Source organism: Streptomyces sp. NBC_01476, assembly GCF_036227265.1.
Classification (GTDB): Bacteria; Actinomycetota; Actinomycetes; order Streptomycetales; family Streptomycetaceae; genus Actinacidiphila.
The window spans coordinates 5,485,847-5,503,606 of sequence record NZ_CP109446.1; the positions used below are offsets into that span (position 1 = coordinate 5,485,847).

Annotated in this window: 15 protein-coding genes and 2 tRNA genes; 13 read left to right on the forward strand and 4 right to left on the reverse strand. The window is 72.2% G+C overall.

Features of this window, described 5'->3' with window-relative positions:
* The first annotated feature begins 109 nt into the window (after positions 1–109).
* From OG552_RS24095 to OG552_RS24110, 4 genes are all read left to right on the forward strand, one after another.
* A complete protein-coding gene (locus OG552_RS24095; RefSeq protein ID WP_329141063.1) occupies positions 110–706 on the forward strand; it encodes a M48 metallopeptidase family protein in 597 nt (198 codons plus the stop codon).
* Between the two features lie 136 nt (positions 707–842).
* Entirely contained in the window at positions 843–2,480 is a 1,638-nt protein-coding gene (locus tag OG552_RS24100) for a TerD family protein (protein ID WP_329136235.1), read from the forward strand.
* 6 nt (positions 2,481–2,486) lie between these two features.
* Positions 2,487–3,170: an AIM24 family protein gene (locus tag OG552_RS24105; RefSeq protein WP_329136237.1), complete on the forward strand. Its 684-nt coding sequence runs from the start codon at positions 2,487–2,489 to the stop codon at positions 3,168–3,170.
* Positions 3,171–3,186: 16 nt separating this feature from the next.
* A complete protein-coding gene (locus OG552_RS24110; RefSeq protein ID WP_329136240.1) occupies positions 3,187–3,945 on the forward strand; it encodes an AIM24 family protein in 759 nt (252 codons plus the stop codon).
* Between the two features lie 97 nt (positions 3,946–4,042).
* On the opposite strand, the gene OG552_RS24115 is transcribed toward OG552_RS24110, so the two are convergent.
* Together OG552_RS24115 and OG552_RS24120 are read right to left on the reverse strand one after the other, a co-directional pair.
* Positions 4,043–4,579, reverse strand: a complete 537-nt coding sequence (locus OG552_RS24115) for an NUDIX hydrolase (protein WP_329136242.1) — start codon at positions 4,577–4,579, stop codon at positions 4,043–4,045.
* Positions 4,576–6,117: a zinc-dependent metalloprotease gene (locus OG552_RS24120; protein WP_329136244.1), complete on the reverse strand. Its 1,542-nt coding sequence runs from the start codon at positions 6,115–6,117 to the stop codon at positions 4,576–4,578. The genes OG552_RS24115 and OG552_RS24120 overlap by 4 nt, the downstream gene beginning before the upstream one ends.
* A 131-nt stretch (positions 6,118–6,248) precedes the next feature.
* Between OG552_RS24120 and OG552_RS24125 the strand changes: the two genes are divergently transcribed.
* The 4 genes from OG552_RS24125 to OG552_RS24140 all read left to right on the forward strand — a co-directional run bounded on the left by OG552_RS24125 (position 6,249) and on the right by OG552_RS24140 (position 9,614).
* Positions 6,249–7,352, forward strand: a complete 1,104-nt coding sequence (locus OG552_RS24125) for an SDR family oxidoreductase (protein ID WP_329136246.1) — start codon at positions 6,249–6,251, stop codon at positions 7,350–7,352.
* Between the two features lie 84 nt (positions 7,353–7,436).
* Positions 7,437–7,943 carry a molybdenum cofactor biosynthesis protein MoaE gene (locus tag OG552_RS24130; protein ID WP_329136248.1) on the forward strand — a complete coding sequence of 169 codons (507 nt, stop codon included), beginning with the start codon at positions 7,437–7,439 and terminating at the stop codon, positions 7,941–7,943.
* A 270-nt stretch (positions 7,944–8,213) separates the two neighbouring features.
* On the forward strand, positions 8,214–8,531 hold the full coding sequence (locus tag OG552_RS24135; protein ID WP_329141395.1) for a hypothetical protein: 318 nt from the start codon (positions 8,214–8,216) through the stop codon (positions 8,529–8,531).
* A gap of 9 nt (positions 8,532–8,540) precedes the next feature.
* Positions 8,541–9,614 carry a YlbL family protein gene (locus tag OG552_RS24140; RefSeq protein ID WP_329136250.1) on the forward strand — a complete coding sequence of 358 codons (1,074 nt, stop codon included), beginning with the start codon at positions 8,541–8,543 and terminating at the stop codon, positions 9,612–9,614.
* A 47-nt stretch (positions 9,615–9,661) separates the two neighbouring features.
* Here the strand turns inward: OG552_RS24140 and OG552_RS24145 are convergent, their stop codons facing one another.
* Positions 9,662–10,219 carry a PPA1309 family protein gene (locus OG552_RS24145; RefSeq protein WP_329136252.1) on the reverse strand — a complete coding sequence of 186 codons (558 nt, stop codon included), beginning with the start codon at positions 10,217–10,219 and terminating at the stop codon, positions 9,662–9,664.
* 110 nt (positions 10,220–10,329) lie between these two features.
* On the opposite strand from OG552_RS24145, the gene OG552_RS24150 reads away from it, so the two are divergent.
* The 5 genes from OG552_RS24150 to OG552_RS24170 all read left to right on the forward strand — a co-directional run bounded on the left by OG552_RS24150 (position 10,330) and on the right by OG552_RS24170 (position 17,330).
* Positions 10,330–13,254, forward strand: a complete 2,925-nt coding sequence (locus OG552_RS24150) for a UPF0182 family membrane protein (RefSeq protein ID WP_329136254.1) — start codon at positions 10,330–10,332, stop codon at positions 13,252–13,254.
* 111 nt (positions 13,255–13,365) lie between these two features.
* Positions 13,366–13,439 (forward strand) — tRNA-Met (locus tag OG552_RS24155).
* A 462-nt stretch (positions 13,440–13,901) separates the two neighbouring features.
* The gene (locus OG552_RS24160; protein ID WP_329141065.1) at positions 13,902–15,584 is read left to right on the forward strand and encodes a tetratricopeptide repeat protein; all 1,683 of its coding nucleotides are present in this window, start codon (positions 13,902–13,904) and stop codon (positions 15,582–15,584) included.
* Between the two features lie 154 nt (positions 15,585–15,738).
* Positions 15,739–15,815: transfer RNA gene (locus tag OG552_RS24165), tRNA-Met, on the forward strand.
* Positions 15,816–16,022: 207 nt separating this feature from the next.
* A complete protein-coding gene (locus tag OG552_RS24170; RefSeq protein WP_329136256.1) occupies positions 16,023–17,330 on the forward strand; it encodes a HEAT repeat domain-containing protein in 1,308 nt (435 codons plus the stop codon).
* Here OG552_RS24170 and OG552_RS24175 read toward each other — a convergent pair.
* Complete coding sequence (locus tag OG552_RS24175; protein ID WP_329136258.1) at positions 17,296–17,706, reverse strand: Fur family transcriptional regulator; 411 nt, start codon at positions 17,704–17,706, stop codon at positions 17,296–17,298. The two genes, OG552_RS24170 and OG552_RS24175, sit on opposite strands and share 35 nt — an antisense overlap.
* Positions 17,707–17,760 lie beyond the last annotated feature (54 nt).

The following is a 17,760-nucleotide window of genomic DNA, read 5'->3' on the forward strand; positions in this document are numbered from 1 at the left end:
CCGGGGCAACAGGTAACGTCGAAGCGTGTCCGCCGATCCAGCCTCCGACCTCGACCTCGACCTCGCCAGCCAGTCCACCCGCGGCCTCCGGACGAGCGGGGCCGGAGCGGTGGAGGTGCGCCGCAGCGCCCGTCGCAGCCGCACGGTCTCCGCGTACCGCGACGGTGACCGCACCGTCGTCCTGATCCCGGCCCGGATGTCCGCGGCCGAGGAGAAGCGCTGGGTGGCGGTGATGCTGGAGAAACTGGCCGCTCAGGAGAGCCGCCGGATGCCCGGCGACGACGAGCTGGCCGCCCGGGCCGAGCGGCTGTCCGAGCAGCATCTGAACGGCCGGGCCGTGCCGGACACCGTCCGCTGGGTCACCAACCAGAACTCCCGCTGGGGCTCCTGCACCCCCGCGGAGGGCAGTATCCGCCTCTCGCACCGGCTGCGCGGCATGCCTGAGTACGTCATCGACTACGTCCTCCTGCACGAACTGGCGCACCTGCTCGTGCCCGGACACGGCCCCCGGTTCTGGAAGCTGCTGGAGAGCTATCCGCGCACCGAGCGGGCCCGCGGCTATCTGGAGGGTGTCGACGCCGTCGACCGGCTGCCCACCACGGACCAGGACCCGGTGCGGCCGGCGCATCCGGAGGGCTTCCGGCCGTCCCTTCCGTCCCGTACGTCCAACCCGCAGCGGAACGCGGACAAGGGGCGCGGCGAATAGCCGGAGGCGATAGCCGCTGCCGGTCCGAGCGGTTAGCCTGGCGCAACGCACAGCCGCAGCACGGCAGCCGCGGCGGCTGGGACCAGCGATACAGCACACGCAGCACGGCGTTGAGGGGATGGGGGACGGTCGCACCATGGCCAGGGAATTCCAGCGTGGCCACAAGGCCAAGATCAGCGATCTCACAGCAGGCACGGATCTTTATGTCGGTGTGCAGATCACCGGCCCCGGCCTCGGCTTCGACATCAGCTGCTTCGGGCTCGACGCCCAGGAAAAGCTCTCCGACGACCGGTACTTCATCTTCTTCAACCAGCCGAAGTCGCCCGAGGAGTCCATTCAGCTGCTCGGGCCGCAGTCCGGTGACACCGAGTCCTTCCGGGTCACCCTCGACCGCATTCCGGCGGCGGTGCAGAAGCTCTCCTTCACCGCGACCATCGACGGCGCCGGCCAGATGTCGCAGATCGGGCCCGGCTACCTGCGGATCGTCGCGGGCGGCCAGGAGGTCGCCCGGTACGCCTTCAGCGGCGCCGAGTTCACCACCGAGCGCGCGGTGATGCTGGCCGACATCTACCTCAAGGACGTGTGGCGGTTCGCCGCCGTCGGCCAGGGCTTCGACGGCGGACTCGCCGCGCTGCTGCAGAACTTCGGCGGCGAGGTCGCGGAGGAGGAGCCCGCGGCCCCGCAGCAGCAGGGCGCCCCCGGCTTCGCGCCCCCGCCCGGCGGCCCCGCGGCCCCGCAGCCGGCGCCCGGTTTCGCACCCCCGCCCGGCGGCCCGGCCGCCCCGCAGCCCGCCCCCTCCTTCGGCGCCCCGACGCCGCCGCCGGCCCCGGCTCCCGCGTTCGGCGGTGGCGCGGGCCCCAACATCCACCACGCCCCGACGATGGTCGCCCCGATGGGCGCCCCGCCGTTCGGCCAGGTCCCGCCGCCTGCCGCGCCCCCAGGCGCCGGCCAGGCTCCGCCGCCGTTCCCTGGCCAGCCGGGACCGCCCGGGCCCCCCGGACCGCCACCGGCCATGAGCAACCCGTTCCAGCCGCAGCAGGGCTTCGGCCAGCCGCCGGGGGGTGCCCCCGCACCCGGTCACGCGCAGCCGGCCGCCCTGCCCACCCAGGGCGCCGGCCTGGCCGTGGCCATGCAGAAGTACAAGGAACTGCCCACCGGCCAGCGGTGGACCCAGCAGAACCCGAAGATGATGCGCGCCGACCTCAGCCAGGCCGGCGGTCAGCCGGTCCTCGCCCGCCAGGGCGCGATGATCCTCTACCAGGGCAAGGTCGACTTCAGCTACAAGGGCGCCGGTTTCAAGGGCCGCGTCGTCGGCAACATGACCGGCCAGGAGATGCAGCTGATGCGCTGCACCGGCCCCGGCCAGGTCTTCTTCGCCGACAACGCCGCCTATCTGCACCCCCTGGAGCTGCAGGGCGACGCCATCTGCGTCTCCGCCGAGAATGTGCTCGCCTTCGACGAGAGCCTCCAGCACGAGGTGCGCCGGATCGAGGGCCACGGCATCCCCGGCGGCGCCCTGTTCACCATGCAGTTCCAGGGCACCGGCACGGTCATCGTCAAGACCCACGGCACCCCCGTGGTGCTCCCGGTCACCCCCACCACCTACGCCGACAGCAACGCCATCGTGGCCTGGTCGTCGGCCGCGCAGGTGATCGTCTCCAGCCAGGTGCGGCTGCGCCGGACCGCGTACCCCGGGCACAGCGGCGAGACCGTGAACCTGCAGTTCCGCGGCGCCCCCGGCAACTTCATCGTCGTCCAGCCCTACGAGGTGTGACCCGCCATGGACCAGCAGATGATCGCGGGCTACGCACCGACGCCCGTCGCCGCCCGGATGGAGAACCACGGCTCCTCCATGCTCAAGGTGGCCATGCAGACCGGCCACGACCTCTTCGCCCGCAGCGGCTCGATGGTCGCCTACGAGGGCTTCGTGCAGTACGAGCCGAACCCGCCCGCGGTACGGCAGATGGCGTCCTCCTGGCTCACCGGTGAGAGCACCCCGCTGATGAAGTGCAGCGGCGACGGTCTGCTCTACCTCGCCGACTACGGCGCGGATGTGGTCTGCCTCAACCTCAACAACGAGTCGGTGTCGGTCAACGGCACCAATCTCCTCGCCTTCGACGCCCATCTGACCTGGGGCGTCGAGCGGGTCAAGGGCCTGGCGAAGTTCGCCGGACAGGGGCTGTTCAACGTCGGGGTGAGCGGCGCCGGCTGGGTCGCCATCACCTCCCGCGGCACCCCGATCGTGGTCGACTGCGGCTCCGGCGCCGACGAGACCTATGTCGACCCCGACGCCCTGGTCGCCTGGTCGTCGGGGCTGAAGATGAAGGCCAAGCGGAGCATCAAGGCCGGGTCGCTGATCGGGCGCGGCAGCGGCGAGGCATTCCAGATCGCCTTCTCGGGACAGGGCTTCGTGGTCGTCCAGCCCAGCGAGGACAGCACTGACCGGCTCCGGTTCCGGGGCTGAGGGGGAGCGACACATCATGCAGAGCCCGCTTTTCGCCTACACCGAGGTCCAGAACGAGGACCACTACAGCCTGCAGAACTCGTATCTGCTCCGGGTCCGTATCGACGGCAACACCGACTGCCTGGCCCGCAAGGGCTCGATGGTCGCCTACCAGGGCATGATCGAGTTCGACGGCGAGTACCAGCCGCAGCATCTGCGCCGCGCCCGCCGGGCCACCGGTGAGGGCCTGGACCTGATGCGCTGCTCCGGGCAGGGCACCGTCTACCTCGCCAACCTCGCCCAGCAGATCCACATCCTGGACGTCGACCACGACGGACTGACCGTGGACAGCGCCTACGTCCTCGCGCTCGACTCCGGGCTGCACTGGGACGTCATCGCGGTGGACAGCCAGTTCGGCCTCTCCGGCACCGGTCAGTACAACCTCAACATCTCCGGCGGCGGCAAGGTCGCGCTGATGACCTCCGGCAAGCCGCTGATGCTGCCGGTGACCCCGGACAAGTACGTCTCCTGTGACGCGGACGCGGTCGTCGCCTGGTCGAGCAGCCTGCGGGTCCAGATGCAGGCGCAGACCAGCTCCTCCTCCGTCTTCCGCCGCCGCGGCAACACCGGTGAGGGCTGGGAGCTGAACTTCGTCGGCCAGGGTTACGTCCTGGTGCAGCCCAGCGAGCTGATGCCGCCGCAGAACGTGTCGCTGGGCGGCCTGCGCGCGCAGTACGGCATGGGTCCGCAGGGCTCCCACGGCCAGAACCCGGGCAACATCTGGTCCAACCGCTGACTCTCGGCGGACGGCCGGCCACAGCGCCCCGGCGAAGCCGCGCCGGGGCGTTTTCGGCGCGCGCCGCCTTCGCGGCGCCGCCCGCGTCCTCAAGCGCTCAGGCGTGCAGCAGCGCCCGGGTGCGCTCCAGCAGCCCCCGTACCGAACCGTCCGCGACCTCGCCGACCTCCTGGTAGGAGAACCAGCGCAGGTCGAGCGACTCGTCGCTGATCGACTCCACCGCGCCCTGCGGCGCCACCGCCGCGTACTGCACGTCCAGGTGCCAGGCGCACGGCGTCAGATGCCGGTCGAGCTGTACGGGTTCCGGCACCAGCAGTTCCAGGCCGGTGATGCCGGACTCCTCGGCGCCCTCGCGCAGGGCGGCGCCGGAGAGCGCGGTGTCCCCGGTCTCGCAGTGCCCGCCCATCTGCAGCCACATCCGCAGCTTGGCGTGAAGTGTCAGCAGTACGCGCTCCCGTGCCGGGTCCACCACCAGGACGCTGCCGGTGATGTGGCCGTCCTTGCACGGTTTCCACAGGCCGTCGGGGTGGGCGGCCAGGTGGGCCAGATACTCGCGGCGCAGCTTCTCCTGGCCCTCGTCGGGCGCATGCCAGCCTTCCAGGACGCGCACCGCGTCCGCGTACAGGTCGCTCACTTGCCGGCGTCGCCGTCCTGGTCGGGGGAGTCGGGAGAGTCGGAGGGAGTGCCGGGGGCGCCGTCGGACGGGCCGTCGGAGGTGTCCTCGGGAGCCGCGGCACCGCCCTTGCGCCCGCGCTCCGCGTCCCCGGTGGTGTCGCCCGCGGTGTCCTCCGCCGCGTCCCCCGCCGTGCCGCCCGCCGCCTCGCCCAGCATCTTGTCGAGCTCGGAGAAGTCGAAGGACTCGCGGTGCACGAAGCCGTCCGGGTCGTCCAGGTCGGAGGCGGTCGGCAGCATGTCCGGGTGCGCCCAGAGCCCGTCACGCCCTTCGAGGCCGCGTGCGTCGGTGAGCGACGCCCACAGCCGGGAGGCGTCCCGCAGCCGGCGCGGGCGCAGCTCCAGGCCGATCAGGGTGGCGAAGGTCTGCTCGGCCGGACCTCCGGTTGCCCGGCGGCGGCGCAGCGTCTCGCGCAGCGCGCCCGCCGACGGCAGGTGCGGCGCGGCGGCCTCGTGCACCACCGCGTCGACCCAGCCCTCGACCAGCGCGAGTGCCGTCTCCAGCCGGGCCAGCGCGGCCTTCTGCGCCGGGGTGTCCTCGGGCTGGAACATGCCCTGCTGCAGCGCCTCCTGCAACGCCTCGGGCTGCGACGGGTCGAGCTGGCCCACCGCCTCCTCAAGGCGCGCGGTGTCCACCTTGATCCCCCGCGCGTACCCCTCGACGGCGCCGAACAGATGTGCCCGCAGCCACGGCACATGCGCGAAGAGCCGCTGGTGGGCGGCTTCCCGCAGCGCCAGATACAGCCGCACCTCCTCCTGCGGGATGCCGAGTCCCGAGCCGAAGGCCGCCACGTTCGCCGGCAGCAGCGCGGCCTTGCCTGCCGGGCCGAGCGGCAGCCCCACATCGGTGGAGCCGACCACTTCGCCGGCCAGGGTGCCGAGCGCCTGGCCGATCTGGGAGCCGAACATCGCGCCGCCCATGGAGCGCATCATGCCGAGCAGCGGGCCGGTCATGGCCTGCATCTCCTCCGGCAGGACGTCACCCATGGCGCCGGCCACCCGCTCCGCGACCGGGTCGACCAGTTCCTTCCACACCGGCAAGGTGGCCTCGACCCACTCCGCGCGGCTCCAGGCCACCGCGGTGTTGGCGCCCGACGGCAAGGAGGTCGCCCCGTCCAGCCACAGGTCGGCCAGCCGCACCGCCTCCTCGACCCACGACCGGTCCGCGCGGCCCACGCTGCTGTCCTTGACCCCGTCCGGGGTGCCCTGGGCGACGGTCTGCCGGGCGATGTCCTTGGCCATGTCCCAGTTCACCGGCCCGCCCTCGTACGAGAGCATCTGGCCGAGCTGCTGGAAGGCGGCACCGAGATCGTTGGGATTCAGGGAGCCGAACATGGACGCGAAGGGATTGTCCCCGCCGCCGGGGCCGCCGAAGGGGGAGTCGCCGAAGCCGAAGGGACCCGGGGCACCCTGGCCGCCGTCACCCTTGCGCGCCTTGCCCTCGTCCCCGTCCTCGGGCTCCTCGGGAGGGACGCCGAATCCGAATGGGATGTCACTCACGGGATTCCTCGGCTCTGTGTCGTGATGGGCAGTGTGTGGTGGGCACTGTGTGATGGGCTGTACCTCCAGCCTAGACACCTGTCCGTCAGGATGGCTGGATACGTATCTGAGACAACCGTGGGAGACACCCGGTGAGTTCCCCAGAAGGACACGTTCGCCCAGAGCGCAGCACGGGCCGGGCGGCCGCAGGACCGGTGGTCGCGATCACCGGTGCGGCCTCCGGCGTCGGCCTCGCGCTGGCCCAGCGGCTCGTCGCGTCCGACCAGGTCAGAAAGGTCGTGGCGATCGACGAGCGGCGCGGTGACGTGCCCGGGGCGAGCTGGCGGGTGCTCGACGTCCGCGACCCGGCCATCGCCGACAAGCTGCGCGGCGTGAACGTCGTGGTCCACCTCGCGCTCGACCTCGACCTGGAATCCGACCCCAAGGCACGCAGCGCCTTCAACGTCCGCGGCACCCAGACGGTACTGACCGCGGCCGCCGCGGCGGGCGTGCACCGGGTGGTGCTCTGCACCTCGGCGATGGTCTACGGCGCCCAGGCGGACAATGATGTGCCGCTCGCCGAGGACGCCCCGCTGCGGGCCACCTCGGAGGCCGGCTTCGTCGACGACCTGCTGGAGATCGAACGGCTCGGCCGCCGCGCGCCCCGTGCGCACCCCGGTCTCCATGTGACGACGCTGCGGCCTGCGGTCCTGGTCGGCGGCACCGACACCGCGCTGACCCGTTACTTCGAGTCGCCGCGGCTGCTGGTGGTGGCCGGCAGCCGGCCCTGCTGGCAGTTCTGCCATGTCGACGACCTGGTCTCGGCGCTGGAGTACGCGGCGCTGGAGAAGGTCGAGGGCGAGATGGCGGTGGGCTGCGACGGGTGGCTGGAGCAGGAGGAGGTGGAGGAGCTGACCGGGATCCGGCGGATGGAACTCCCGGCCGCCATCGCCTTCGGCGCCGCGTCCCGCCTGCACCGCCTCGGCCTGACGCCGTCGCCGCCCGGCGATCTCGCCTACACCATGCACCCCTGGGTGGTGAGCGGCAGCAGGCTGCACGAAGCGGGCTGGCGGCCCCACTGGACCAACGAGGAAGTGCTGGCAGAACTGCTCGCCGAGGTCGAGGGCCGCAATTCGGTGGCCGGCCGCCGGCTCGGCCGCAAGGACGCCACGGCCCTGGGCGCGGCCGGTGCCACGGTGGCGATCGTCGGCGCCGCGGCGGCGGTCCGCAGGGCCCGCAAACGCCGGGGTCTGTAGGGGGCACGCGGCGGGCACGCACCGGCCGCGCGACGGGCGGAAGGGCCTTTCCGTATCGCGAGCCGATGAGGCAGCATGGGCGGCATGGCAGCGACGCACGAGACCGGCGACCACGGCACCGGCGGACACGGCGGACACGGCGGAGGCGATGGACACGGCGGCCAGGACGACCCGATCCGGCTGCTGGCGATCCGGGACACCCCGCTGTCGGTGGACGAGGTCTTCGCCGCGGTCGGCGACGACGCGGCAGGCGGCACCACGCTCTTCGTAGGGACGGTACGCGACCACGACGGGCGCCAGGACGCGGCCGTCACCGCTCTGGCCTACTCCGCCCACCCCACCGCGGAGGCGGAGCTGCGCCGGGTCGCAGAGAAGGTCGCCGCGGACTTCCCGGTACGCGCGCTGGCCGCCGTGCACCGGGTCGGCGACCTGCGGGTGGGCGACATCGCGGTGGTCGTGGCGGTGTCCTGCCCGCACCGGGGCGAGGCGTTCGCGGCGAGCCGCCGGCTGATCGACGACCTCAAGAGTGAGGTGCCGATCTGGAAGCACCAGACGTTCACGGACGGCGCCGAGGAGTGGGTGGGCGCCTGATCCGCTCCGGGCACCCGGAAGCCTGATCGAGCCTGGGCACCTGGCCGCCGTAGGGCCCCCTGAGCCGTCCCGTACGGGGGCGGTCCCCGCCCGGCCGGCATCTCCCGGTGACGCGCCTTTCCGCAGGTCGGTCACCGTCCGTTAGTGGGACTTCCGGTTGCGTATCCCTGCGCCTCGGCAGAACGTGGACCCACCGGGTGGTTAATCTGCCCATAGGTCTGGTTCGTCCGCTTGCTCTGATGTGGTGCATACGGGGTCGGGAGTATCTCTGTGGGAGCACTCGTCTGGTTGCTCATCCCGCTGGCCGCCGCGGTCCTCGCCGCCATCTGGGGACACTGGGCAGCCAGGCGCCGTGTCACCGGCGACGGTGATTCCCTCGCGGGCTACGAGCGCTTCCGCGCCGCCATGGAGCCCCCTGCCGCGGGCGGGGGGCCGGCCGCCGAACGGATCGAACAGGTGGAACAGATCGCCGGCCCGGCAGCCGGCCGGCAGCCGGACCGGGAGGCGGAGCAGCGCCCGGAGCGGCCCGCCCGGCGCAGGGACGACGAGGAATCCCCCCGGGGGCCGGTCGCCGGTCCGGTCCCGTAGGGTCGTCCCATGCCACGCCGCACCGCGACGCTGATCGCCTCCACCCTGATCCTCATAGTGCTCTTGTGCGTGGCACTGCTCGCACCGACGCCGTACTCCGAGATGTCCCCCGGGCCGACCGTGAACACCCTTGGCAACTACGGCGGCGACACCGTGATCTCGATCAAGGGCCACGCCACGTACCCGGCCACCGGCCACCTCAACATGACCACCGTCCGCGTCACCGGTGCCGACTACCACATGAACCTGGTCGAGGGGGTGCTCGGCTGGCTGCGGCACGACGACAAGGTGGTCGAGCACGACACCCTCTACCCGTCGGGGCAGACCGCCGAGCAGGCCGATCAGGAGAACGCCGAGGAGTTCAGCCAGTCCCAGGACAGCGCCAAGGTCGCCGCCCTGGAGGAGCTGAAGATCAAGGTGCCGTCCCGGGTGATCGTGGCCGCCGTGGTCAAGGGCGGCGCCGCCGAGGGCGTGCTGCACGCCGGCGACGTCATCAAGGCGGTCGACGGCTCCGCGGTCACCGCCGAGGACCAGGTGGCCACCTTCGTCACCAAGCACAAGCCCGGCGAGCCGGTGACCTTCACCGTGATCCGCGCGGCCGATGTGAAGAACAAGGCGGCGAAGACCCAGAACGTGACGATCACCACGCGGAAGTCCACCGACACCGGGCCCAGCCGCGCGGTGGTCGGCATCGAGGCCGGCATCGAGCACCTCTTCCCGTTCACCATCGACATCAAGCTCGCCGACGTCGGCGGTCCCAGCGCGGGCATGATGTTCGCCCTCGGCATCGTGGACAAGCTCACCCCGGGCAACCTCACCGGCGGCAATTTCGTGGCCGGCACGGGCACCATAGACGACAAGGGCAACGTCGGACCGATCGGCGGCATCAGCCTCAAGACGATCGGGGCACGCGACAAGGGCGCGAAGTACTTCCTCACCCCGGCCGACAACTGCGAGGAAGCCGCCAAGGACGTCCCCGGCGGCCTCACCCTGGTCAAGGTCAGGACGCTGGACGACGCGATGGCGGCCCTGAAGGACATCAAGGCCGGCGACAACAAGGACCTGCCCAGCTGCAAGAGCTGAGCGGCGCCCGGCGCCCCGAGGACCCCGGGCGGCCGCAACGGCCCCGCTCAGCCCTCCTCGAAGGTCGCCGCCAGCGCCTCGGCGAGCCCCGGTACGAGTGCCCCGCCGGTCAGGACGTCCGTCGCCGAGTCCTTGCTCCGCAGCCGCAGCGCCGACTCGCGGGCGCCGTCCCGCAGCACCGCGACCGTCATCCGCACCTCCTGCCGCTCCGGGTGCTCCGCCACCCAGGCGCCCAGCGCCTCGTCGTCCAGCCCTTCGGGCAGCGACGCCTCGGCCGACGGCGGGAGCATCAGCCGCTCCACGGTCAGCGCGCAGCCGGCGATCACCTCGGGCCACGCGATGGTGGCCAGGAACTCGTCCAGCGGCTGCCCGGGCGGCAGTTCGTCCTGCTCGACCGGGGTCAGCCCGGCCGCGGCGTCGTCGGCGATCCCCAACTGCTCGGCCAGCGCGGGCTCCTGGGTACGCAGTTGGCCGGTGTCGACGAGAGCGAAGAGCCGGGCGGGCTGGTCCCAGCCGAGCCCCGAGGCGTACTCGTCGATCTCCAGTACGGCCCGGGTCAGCGGGTTCGCGGCAAGGGGGGCGCCATCGGCGGCGTTGTTGGGCATGGTCACTATCCTGCCTGCTTCCCGGCCGGAATCGGGAACCGGCCAAAGCGTAGGTAAGTTGCACGTGTGGGCGTCCGACCCGGGATGCCCCGCACGACCGACATTTCGAGGTGGGCACCTTGGTATTCCAGACGCCCGACCGCGGCGGAGGGGCGCCGGGCCGGCGGGCCGCCATGACCCGGCCCTCCCGCGGCACCCGGACGCTGCTCATCACCATCGGTGTGCTCGCCGTGCTGATGATCGCGTTCGTGATCTTCGCGGGCTTCTGGACGGACATGCTCTGGTACCGGTCGGTGCACTACTCCTCGGTCTTCACCACCACGCTCTGGACGAGGATCGGGCTCTTCTGCGTCTTCGGCCTGCTGATGGCCGGCGCGGTGGGCGCCAACATCTACCTGGCGTACCGGCTGCGGCCGCCGCTGAGCGCGATGTCGGCGGAGCAGCAGAACCTCGACCGCTACCGGTCGGGCGTCGCGCCGTACAGGACCTGGGCACTGGTGGGGATCTGCGCGGTGGTCGGGCTCATCGCCGGCGGATCGGCCTCCGGCCACTGGCGGCTGTGGCTGCTCACCACCAACGCCACCTCCTTCCACACCAAGGACCCGCAGTTCCACAAGGACGTCTCCTTCTACGCCTTCGACCTGCCGTGGTACCGCTTCCTGCTGAGCTTCGGCTTCGCCGCCGTGGTGCTCTCGCTGGCCGCCGCGGCGCTGGTGCACTACCTCTACGGGGGCCTGCGGATCACCTCGCCCGGCGGCCGGGCCACCGCGGCGGCCACCGGGCATCTGTCGGTGCTGCTCGGCCTGTTCGTCTCGCTCAAGGCGGTCGCCTACTGGCTCGACCGCTACGGACTCGCGGTGAAGTCCGGCGACCTGAAGACCACCGACAACTGGACCGGACTGCGCTACGTCGACGCGAACGCGTACCTGCCTGCCAAAACGATCCTCTTCTGCATCGCGGTGATCTGCGCGCTGCTCTTCTTCGCCACCTTGTGGCGCCGCACCTGGTCGCTGCCGATGATCGGTCTCGGCCTGATGGTGCTCTCGGCGATCCTGATCGGCGGCCTGTACCCGGCGATCGTGCAGAAGTTCCAGGTGCAGCCGAACGAGGCCGGCAAGGAAGCGCCGTACATCCAGAAGAACATCGACGCGACCCGGGCCGCGTACGGCATCGCCGACGCCAAGGTGTCGGACTACCACGCCACCGGAGGGACGTCCGGGCCGTCCGGGTCGGAGCTGCTCACCGACACCGCGACATCCGCCTCGATCCGCCTGCTCGACCCCGACGTCGTCGCGCCGACCTTCCAGCAGTCGCAGCAGTCGAGCAACTACTACTCCTTCCCCTCCACGCTCGACGTCGACAGGTACGGCACCAACGGCACCGGCGGTGCTGAGCAGGACACCGTGGTCGGGGTGCGGGAGCTGAATCCGCACGCGGTCCCGGAGAAGAACTGGATCAACGACCACTTCAAGTACACCCACGGCTTCGGCATAGTCGCGGCCAAAGGCGACGAGGTCACCGGCGGCGGGCCCGGCGAGAAGACCCCCGCCGGAGGGCCCGTCTACACCGAGCAGGACCTGCCGACCACCGGCAGCCTCGGCGACTACCAGCAACGGATCTACTTCGGCGAGCGGGCCACGCAGTACTCGATCGTCGGCGGCCCCACCAAGGAACTGGACTTCGCCGACAAGTCCGGTGAGCAGAGCACCCCGTACCACGGCAAGGACGGCGTCAGCCTGGCGAGTCCGTTCACCCGGGCCGCCTACGCGGTGACCTTCGGCGAGCCCCAGATCCTCTACTCCGGGGCGATCGACCGCACCTCGAAGATCCTGTACAACCGCACCCCCAAGGACCGGGTGGCGGCGGTCGCGCCCTGGCTGACCATCGACGGTGATCCGTACCCGGCGGTCGTCGGCAAGCACGTGGTGTGGATCGTGGACGCGTACACCACCACCAACGGCTATCCGTACGCCTCCCGGACCACCCTCGGTGACACCACCGCGGACGCGCTCACCGACGACCAGCGCTCGGTCGTCACCCGGCAGAACAAGGTCAACTACATCCGCAACTCCGTCAAGGCGACGGTGGACGCCTACGACGGCACGGTGACGCTCTACCAGTGGGACACCCAGGACCCGGTGCTCAAGACCTGGATGAAGGCGTTCCCCGGCACCGTGCGGCCCAAGGCGTCGATCCCGCAGGACCTGCTGCCCCACCTGCGCTACCCGCAGGACCTCTTCAAGGTGCAGCGGCAGCTGCTCACGAAGTACCACGTCACGACGGCAGGCCAGTTCTACAGCGCCAGCCAGGTGTGGCAGGTCCCCAACGACCCGGCGTCGAAGTCCGGCAAGGCGGTGCCGCCGTACTACCTGAGCCTGAAGATGCCCGACCAGAAGGACAAGGCGTACTCGCTGACCTCGACGTTCACGCCCAACGGCCGCGGCACCCTGTCCGCGTTCGTCGCGGTGGACTCCGACGCCACCAGTCCTGACTACGGCACGATGCGGGTACTGGAGATGCCGACCGATCCACCGGTCGACGGTCCGCAGCTGGTGCAGAGCGAGTTCAACTCGAACTTCGCCCGGGAGATCACCCAGCTGCGCGGCAAGGACTCCACGGTCGAGTACGGCAACCTGCTGACCTTCCCACTGGAGGGTGGACTGCTGTACGTCGAACCGGTGTACGTCCGCGGCTCGCACGCGGACACCGACTACCCGTTGATGAAGGACGTGTTCGTCAGTTTCGGTGGAAAAACGGCGCTGGACTCGACGCTGGACAAGGCGCTGGCGACCGTCTCGGGTGCCGCCGCCACCCCGCCGGCGGACAGCGGGAGCACGGCGACGAAGCCACCGCCGCCGGGCGGGGACGACAGCGCGGTCCAGGACGCCCTCACCCGGGCGCAGCAGGCGTACGACGACGGGCAGGCGGCACTGAAGGCCGGTGACTGGGACAAGTACGGCGAGGCGCAGAAGCGGCTGGCGGCGGCGCTGAAGGACGCCCAGGACGCGGAGCGGGCGGCGAAGGGGGCGGGCTGACCCCCGGCTGCCCCCTGGCTGACCCCCGGCTGACCTGGCCGACCCCTGGCCGGCCAGGTCAGCCGGCGGACCGGGCAAGATCCGCGCCGTGGTACGGTAAGGACACAACGGCGCGGGGTGGAGCAGCTCGGTAGCTCGCTGGGCTCATAACCCAGAGGTCGCAGGTTCAAATCCTGTCCCCGCTACTGCTAGAAGAGGCTCGAAGTCAATAGACTTCGAGCCTCTTCACTTGTATGGGGGACATCGCACGTCAGACGTTTGATGTGACGCCTTGTCGGGAAGTCGACAAAACGCTGAAGTGACCGAGCGGGTTGCGGTATACCAGGTGTACGCCGGTAGCGGGTGGTGCGACGATGGGGCTTATGGGGGAGAGTGCGAGGCTGCTGAATACTCGTCAGAGCCATGGTCAGCGTGGGTCGACGGGCGATTCGCCCGTGCCCGCGGGCACTTCGGGGACCACCGTGAACACACCTGCGGACGAGGTCGCGAAAGCGAAGGCGACGGTTGCGGCGCTGCTGCCCGCACCGCGCACCGAGGAGAACGGGATCGCCGTGGCCGGCACCGCCGGCGCGGCGGCGGGTGCGGCCGGGGGGCCGCTCGCCGTGGCGGCGCTGCTGACCGAACTGCCCGACGAGGACACCCTCGCGATGCGCGAGGAAGCCGAGATCGAGGCACGGCACCGCAGGGCGGCCGAGCAGGGCGACCCCGGGGCGATGAGCGCCCTGGGCACGCTGCTGCTGCGCCGCGGTGACCTGGACGGCGCGGAGCCGTTCCTGCGCGGCGCCGTCCAGCACGGCGACCGCGCCGCCGCCAACAACCTCGGGCTGCTCCTGTTCCAGCAGGGTCACGCCGAGGAAGCGGCCGGCTGGTGGCGGATCGCGGCGGTGGCCGGCTCCGCCTCGGCGGCGCACGCGCTCGGCCGGCACTACCGCGAGCGCGGGGACGAGCCCGGCGCCGAGTACTGGCTGCGGCAGGCCGCCGAGTCCGGCCACACGCTCGGGGCGTACGCGCTGGCCGATCTCCTGGACCACCGGCGGGACGTCGGGGCCGAGCGGTGGTTCCGTGCCGCGGCCGAGCACGGCCACCGCGAGGCGGCGTACCGGCTGGCCCGGATCTGCGCGGAGCGCGGGCAGGACCGCGAGGCCGAGCAGTGGTACCGGCAGGCCGCGGCCCGCCGCCACCGCCGGGCCGCGCTCCGGCTCGGCACGCTGCTGGAGGAGCGCGGCGAGCTCAAGGAGGCCGGGCACTGGTATCTCACCGCGGCCAGGGACGGCGAGGCACGGGCCGCCTGCGCGCTGGCGTTCCTGCTGCGCGACGCCGGTGACATCGACCAGGCCGCCACCTGGTGGCGGCGCGCCGCCCAGGCCGGCGACGGCAACGCGGCGAACGCGCTCGGCGCGCTGCACGCCCAGGAGGGCGAGACGCAGACCGCCGAGCGGTGGTACCGCACGGCCATGGAGGCCGGGGACGTCAACGGCGCGTACAACCTCGGGCTGCTCTGCGCCGGCCAGAGCCGCGGCACCCAGGCCGAGCAGTGGTACCGCAAGGCGGCGTACGCGGGGCACCGCGAGGCGGCCAACGCGCTGGCCGTCCTGCTGCTGCAGCGCGGCGACGCGGCCGGGGCGGAGCCGTGGCTCTCCAAGGCGGCCGAGGCGGGCAGCATCGACGCGGCCTTCAACCTCGGCATCCTGCACGCGGGCCGCGGTGACGAGGTGTCGGCGCGGCGCTGGTACGAGCGGGCGGCGGCGTCCGGGCACGCGGAGGCCGCGCTCCAGGTGGCCATAGCGCTGCAGCAGGAGGGCGACCACCACGGCGCCGAGCGGCACTTGCGGTGCGCGGCGGGGGGCGGCAGCCCGGAGGCCGCGTTCCGGCTCGGCGCGCTGCTCGACCGCAGGGACCGCGAGGACGGCGCCGAGGTGGCCGGGTCCGGCTCGGTCGAGGCGGAGGAGTGGTACGAGCGGGCGGCCCGGCAGGGTCACCGCCGGGCGCAGGTACGGCTCGGCATGTGCGAGGCCAAGCGCGGTGATGTGGTGGCCGCGGCGGGCTGGTACCGGCTGGCCGCCGAAGCCGGCTCCCGCAACGGGGCGTTCAACCTCGGACTGCTGCTGGCCCGCGAGGGCAGCGAGCCGGAGGCGGCCATGTGGTGGACCCGCGCGGCCAACGCGGGGCACGGCCGCGCCGCGCTGCGCATGGCCCTGCTCTCGGCCCGCCACGGCTCCCTCGCCGAAGCCCAGTCCTGGTGCGCCCGCGCCATCACCTACGGCCCCGCCGAAGTGGCCGAACGCGCCGCCCGCCTCACCGACGCCGTGGCCCACGAACTCACCGCCTGACCCCCCGGGGGCAACGGGGAGGTCCGCGGGGCCCGCGCCGGCGGGCGCACTCCCGGTCCGCCGCGTCGACCCGCTCTTCCGCCCGCCCCACCGGGGGCGGTGGGGAAAGGATTTGGTGGGGCAACCGGGGTGGGATAGGGTTGAGGAACAACGACGCGGGGTGGAGCAGCTCGGTAGCTCGCTGGGCTCATAACCCAGAGGTCGCAGGTTCAAATCCTGTCCCCGCTACCACAGAAGACGCAGGGCCCGGAGGTTTCGACCTCCGGGCCCTGCGTCGTCGTCGCGCGAGCCGTTCGCTCCGTTCGTCTTATTCGGGCAAAGTCCGGCCGGACCGGCTTGGTCCGCGTCCGCCGCCGCGCGATCCTGGTGCGGTACGAACGGCGAGGCGTGGAGGCGGGATTGCTGCGCAGACGGCGGGGGCGGTCCACCACGGTGGCCATGGACACGGGCCGCTGGGACGCCTGGTGCGCCCGGGCGGCCGGCAGCGGGCGGCGCGAGGACGTCCAGCACCTGCTCGGAGCGCTCCGCCGGGTCGCGGAGAACGGCACACCGCAGGACAGGTCCGCCGCGCTCGACGCCCTGCACCGCGCCCCTGCCGCCCTGTTGCTCCTTCTCGACCGGCACGCCCGCCCGGGGCCGACCACCTCGGGCCCCCTCGACCGCGGTGGCCCACGGCTGCTGCTCGCCTCCCTCGACCCCGACGGGCGGGTCCGCCAGGCCGCGGTCGAGGCGCTGGCCGGCTCCGGCGGACCGACCACCGCGGCGGCGCTCGCGCTGCGTACCGCCGACTGGGTCCCCGCCGTGCGCGAATGGGCCGCCGCCGCCCTGCTGCAGCGCACCGCTCCGGACGACGTCGGCCCCGCGGTACGGATCCTGCTCCGGCTGGCGGACCGCAGCCGCTCCGGCGGGATGCTCGCCGCCTACCGGGCCGTACTCGCCGAGCCCCAGCACCGCCGCGCGGTCCGCGCGCTCGCCGTCGACACCGACCCCACCGCCCGCCGCTTCGGCGTCGAACTCGCCCTGGACCTGGGGGAGTACGTCAAAGGCGACCTGCTGCGGGCGGCGCTCCACGACCATGACCAGGTGTGCCGGCGGCTCTGCGCCCAGCGCCTGCTGGAGATCGACCCCGGCCAGGCGGGCCGGCTGCTGCGGGCCCGTGGCGCCGGGGTGCGCGAACTCGCGGTGGCCGCGCTGCCCGCCGACGTCCCCGCCACCCGTCTGGTCGCGCTGCTCGCCGACCGGGCCAGGATGGTGCGGGCGCAGGCCCGCTGGCAGCTCTACCAGCGCGGTGAACCGCCGGCCGAGGTCTACCGCAGGCAGTTGCGCCGGGCCGGCCGTCCCCCCGCGCCCGCCCGGTTACTCGCCGGACTCGCCGCGGGCCTGGGGGAGTGCGGGGACGCGGCCGACGCGCCCCAGCTGGCCAGGCTGCTCACCGACCCGCACGCGATCGTCCGCCGGGCCGCCGTACGCGCGGTGGGCAGGCTCGCCAAGCCGGACGAACTCGTGGGCCTGCTGGGTCCGTTGGCCACCGACCCTGATCAGGGAGTGGCGCGGGAGGTGTTCGAGGCACTGACCCGGGTGCCCGACGACGTGCCGGCCGAGACGCTCTGGATCGGCCGGACCCGTACCGAACCGGTGGTCCGCGCGCTCGCCGAGCGGATCAGCCGGCAGGCCGCGGCGCTGCACGAGCGCGTCCCCGGCGCGGCGGCGGTTACGAGCAGTCCGGGCACAAGCCGCGGTAGGTGACCTCGACCTCGGAGACGGTGAAGCCGAAGCGCTCACCGCTCGGCAGCGCGGCCAGCGGGTCCCCGTGCGGGTGAACATCGCGGATCGTGCCGCAGCTGGAGCAGACCAGGTGCTGGTGCGGGTGGTGGGCGTTCGGGTCGTACCGCTTGGCGCGGCCGTCGGTGGCGACCTCGATGATCTCGCCGATACTGACCATTTCGCCCAGCGTGTTGTAGACGGTGGCCCGGGAGATCTCGGGCAGCCTTTGACTGGCGCGAGCGTGTACCTCGTCGGCGGTCAGGTGGACATGGTCGCCGTCGAGGACCTCGGCCACGACACGGCGCTGGGCGGTCAGCCGCCAGCCGCGGGTGCGCAGTCGTTCCAACAGGTCGCTCATGTGTACCAGCCTAACAGTGGGCATACGGATTCTGAGTGAGTCTTTGACTGGTGC

Excerpts from the sequence above, each read along its gene's own strand:
- OG552_RS24175 (WP_329136258.1), bottom strand. The coding sequence starts at position 17,706 with ATGAGCGACCTGTTGGAACGACTGCGCACCCGCGGCTGGCGGCTGACC.
- OG552_RS24145 (WP_329136252.1), bottom strand. The coding sequence starts at position 10,219 with ATGCCCAACAACGCCGCCGATGGCGCCCCCCTTGCCGCGAACCCGCTG.
- OG552_RS24110 (WP_329136240.1), top strand. The coding sequence starts at position 3,187 with ATGCAGAGCCCGCTTTTCGCCTACACCGAGGTCCAGAACGAGGACCAC.
- OG552_RS24130 (WP_329136248.1), top strand. The coding sequence starts at position 7,437 with ATGGCAGCGACGCACGAGACCGGCGACCACGGCACCGGCGGACACGGC.
- OG552_RS24105 (WP_329136237.1), top strand. The coding sequence starts at position 2,487 with ATGGACCAGCAGATGATCGCGGGCTACGCACCGACGCCCGTCGCCGCC.
- OG552_RS24170 (WP_329136256.1), top strand. The coding sequence starts at position 16,023 with ATGGACACGGGCCGCTGGGACGCCTGGTGCGCCCGGGCGGCCGGCAGC.
- OG552_RS24100 (WP_329136235.1), top strand. The coding sequence starts at position 843 with ATGGCCAGGGAATTCCAGCGTGGCCACAAGGCCAAGATCAGCGATCTC.
- OG552_RS24160 (WP_329141065.1), top strand. The coding sequence starts at position 13,902 with ATGCGCGAGGAAGCCGAGATCGAGGCACGGCACCGCAGGGCGGCCGAG.
- OG552_RS24140 (WP_329136250.1), top strand. The coding sequence starts at position 8,541 with ATGCCACGCCGCACCGCGACGCTGATCGCCTCCACCCTGATCCTCATA.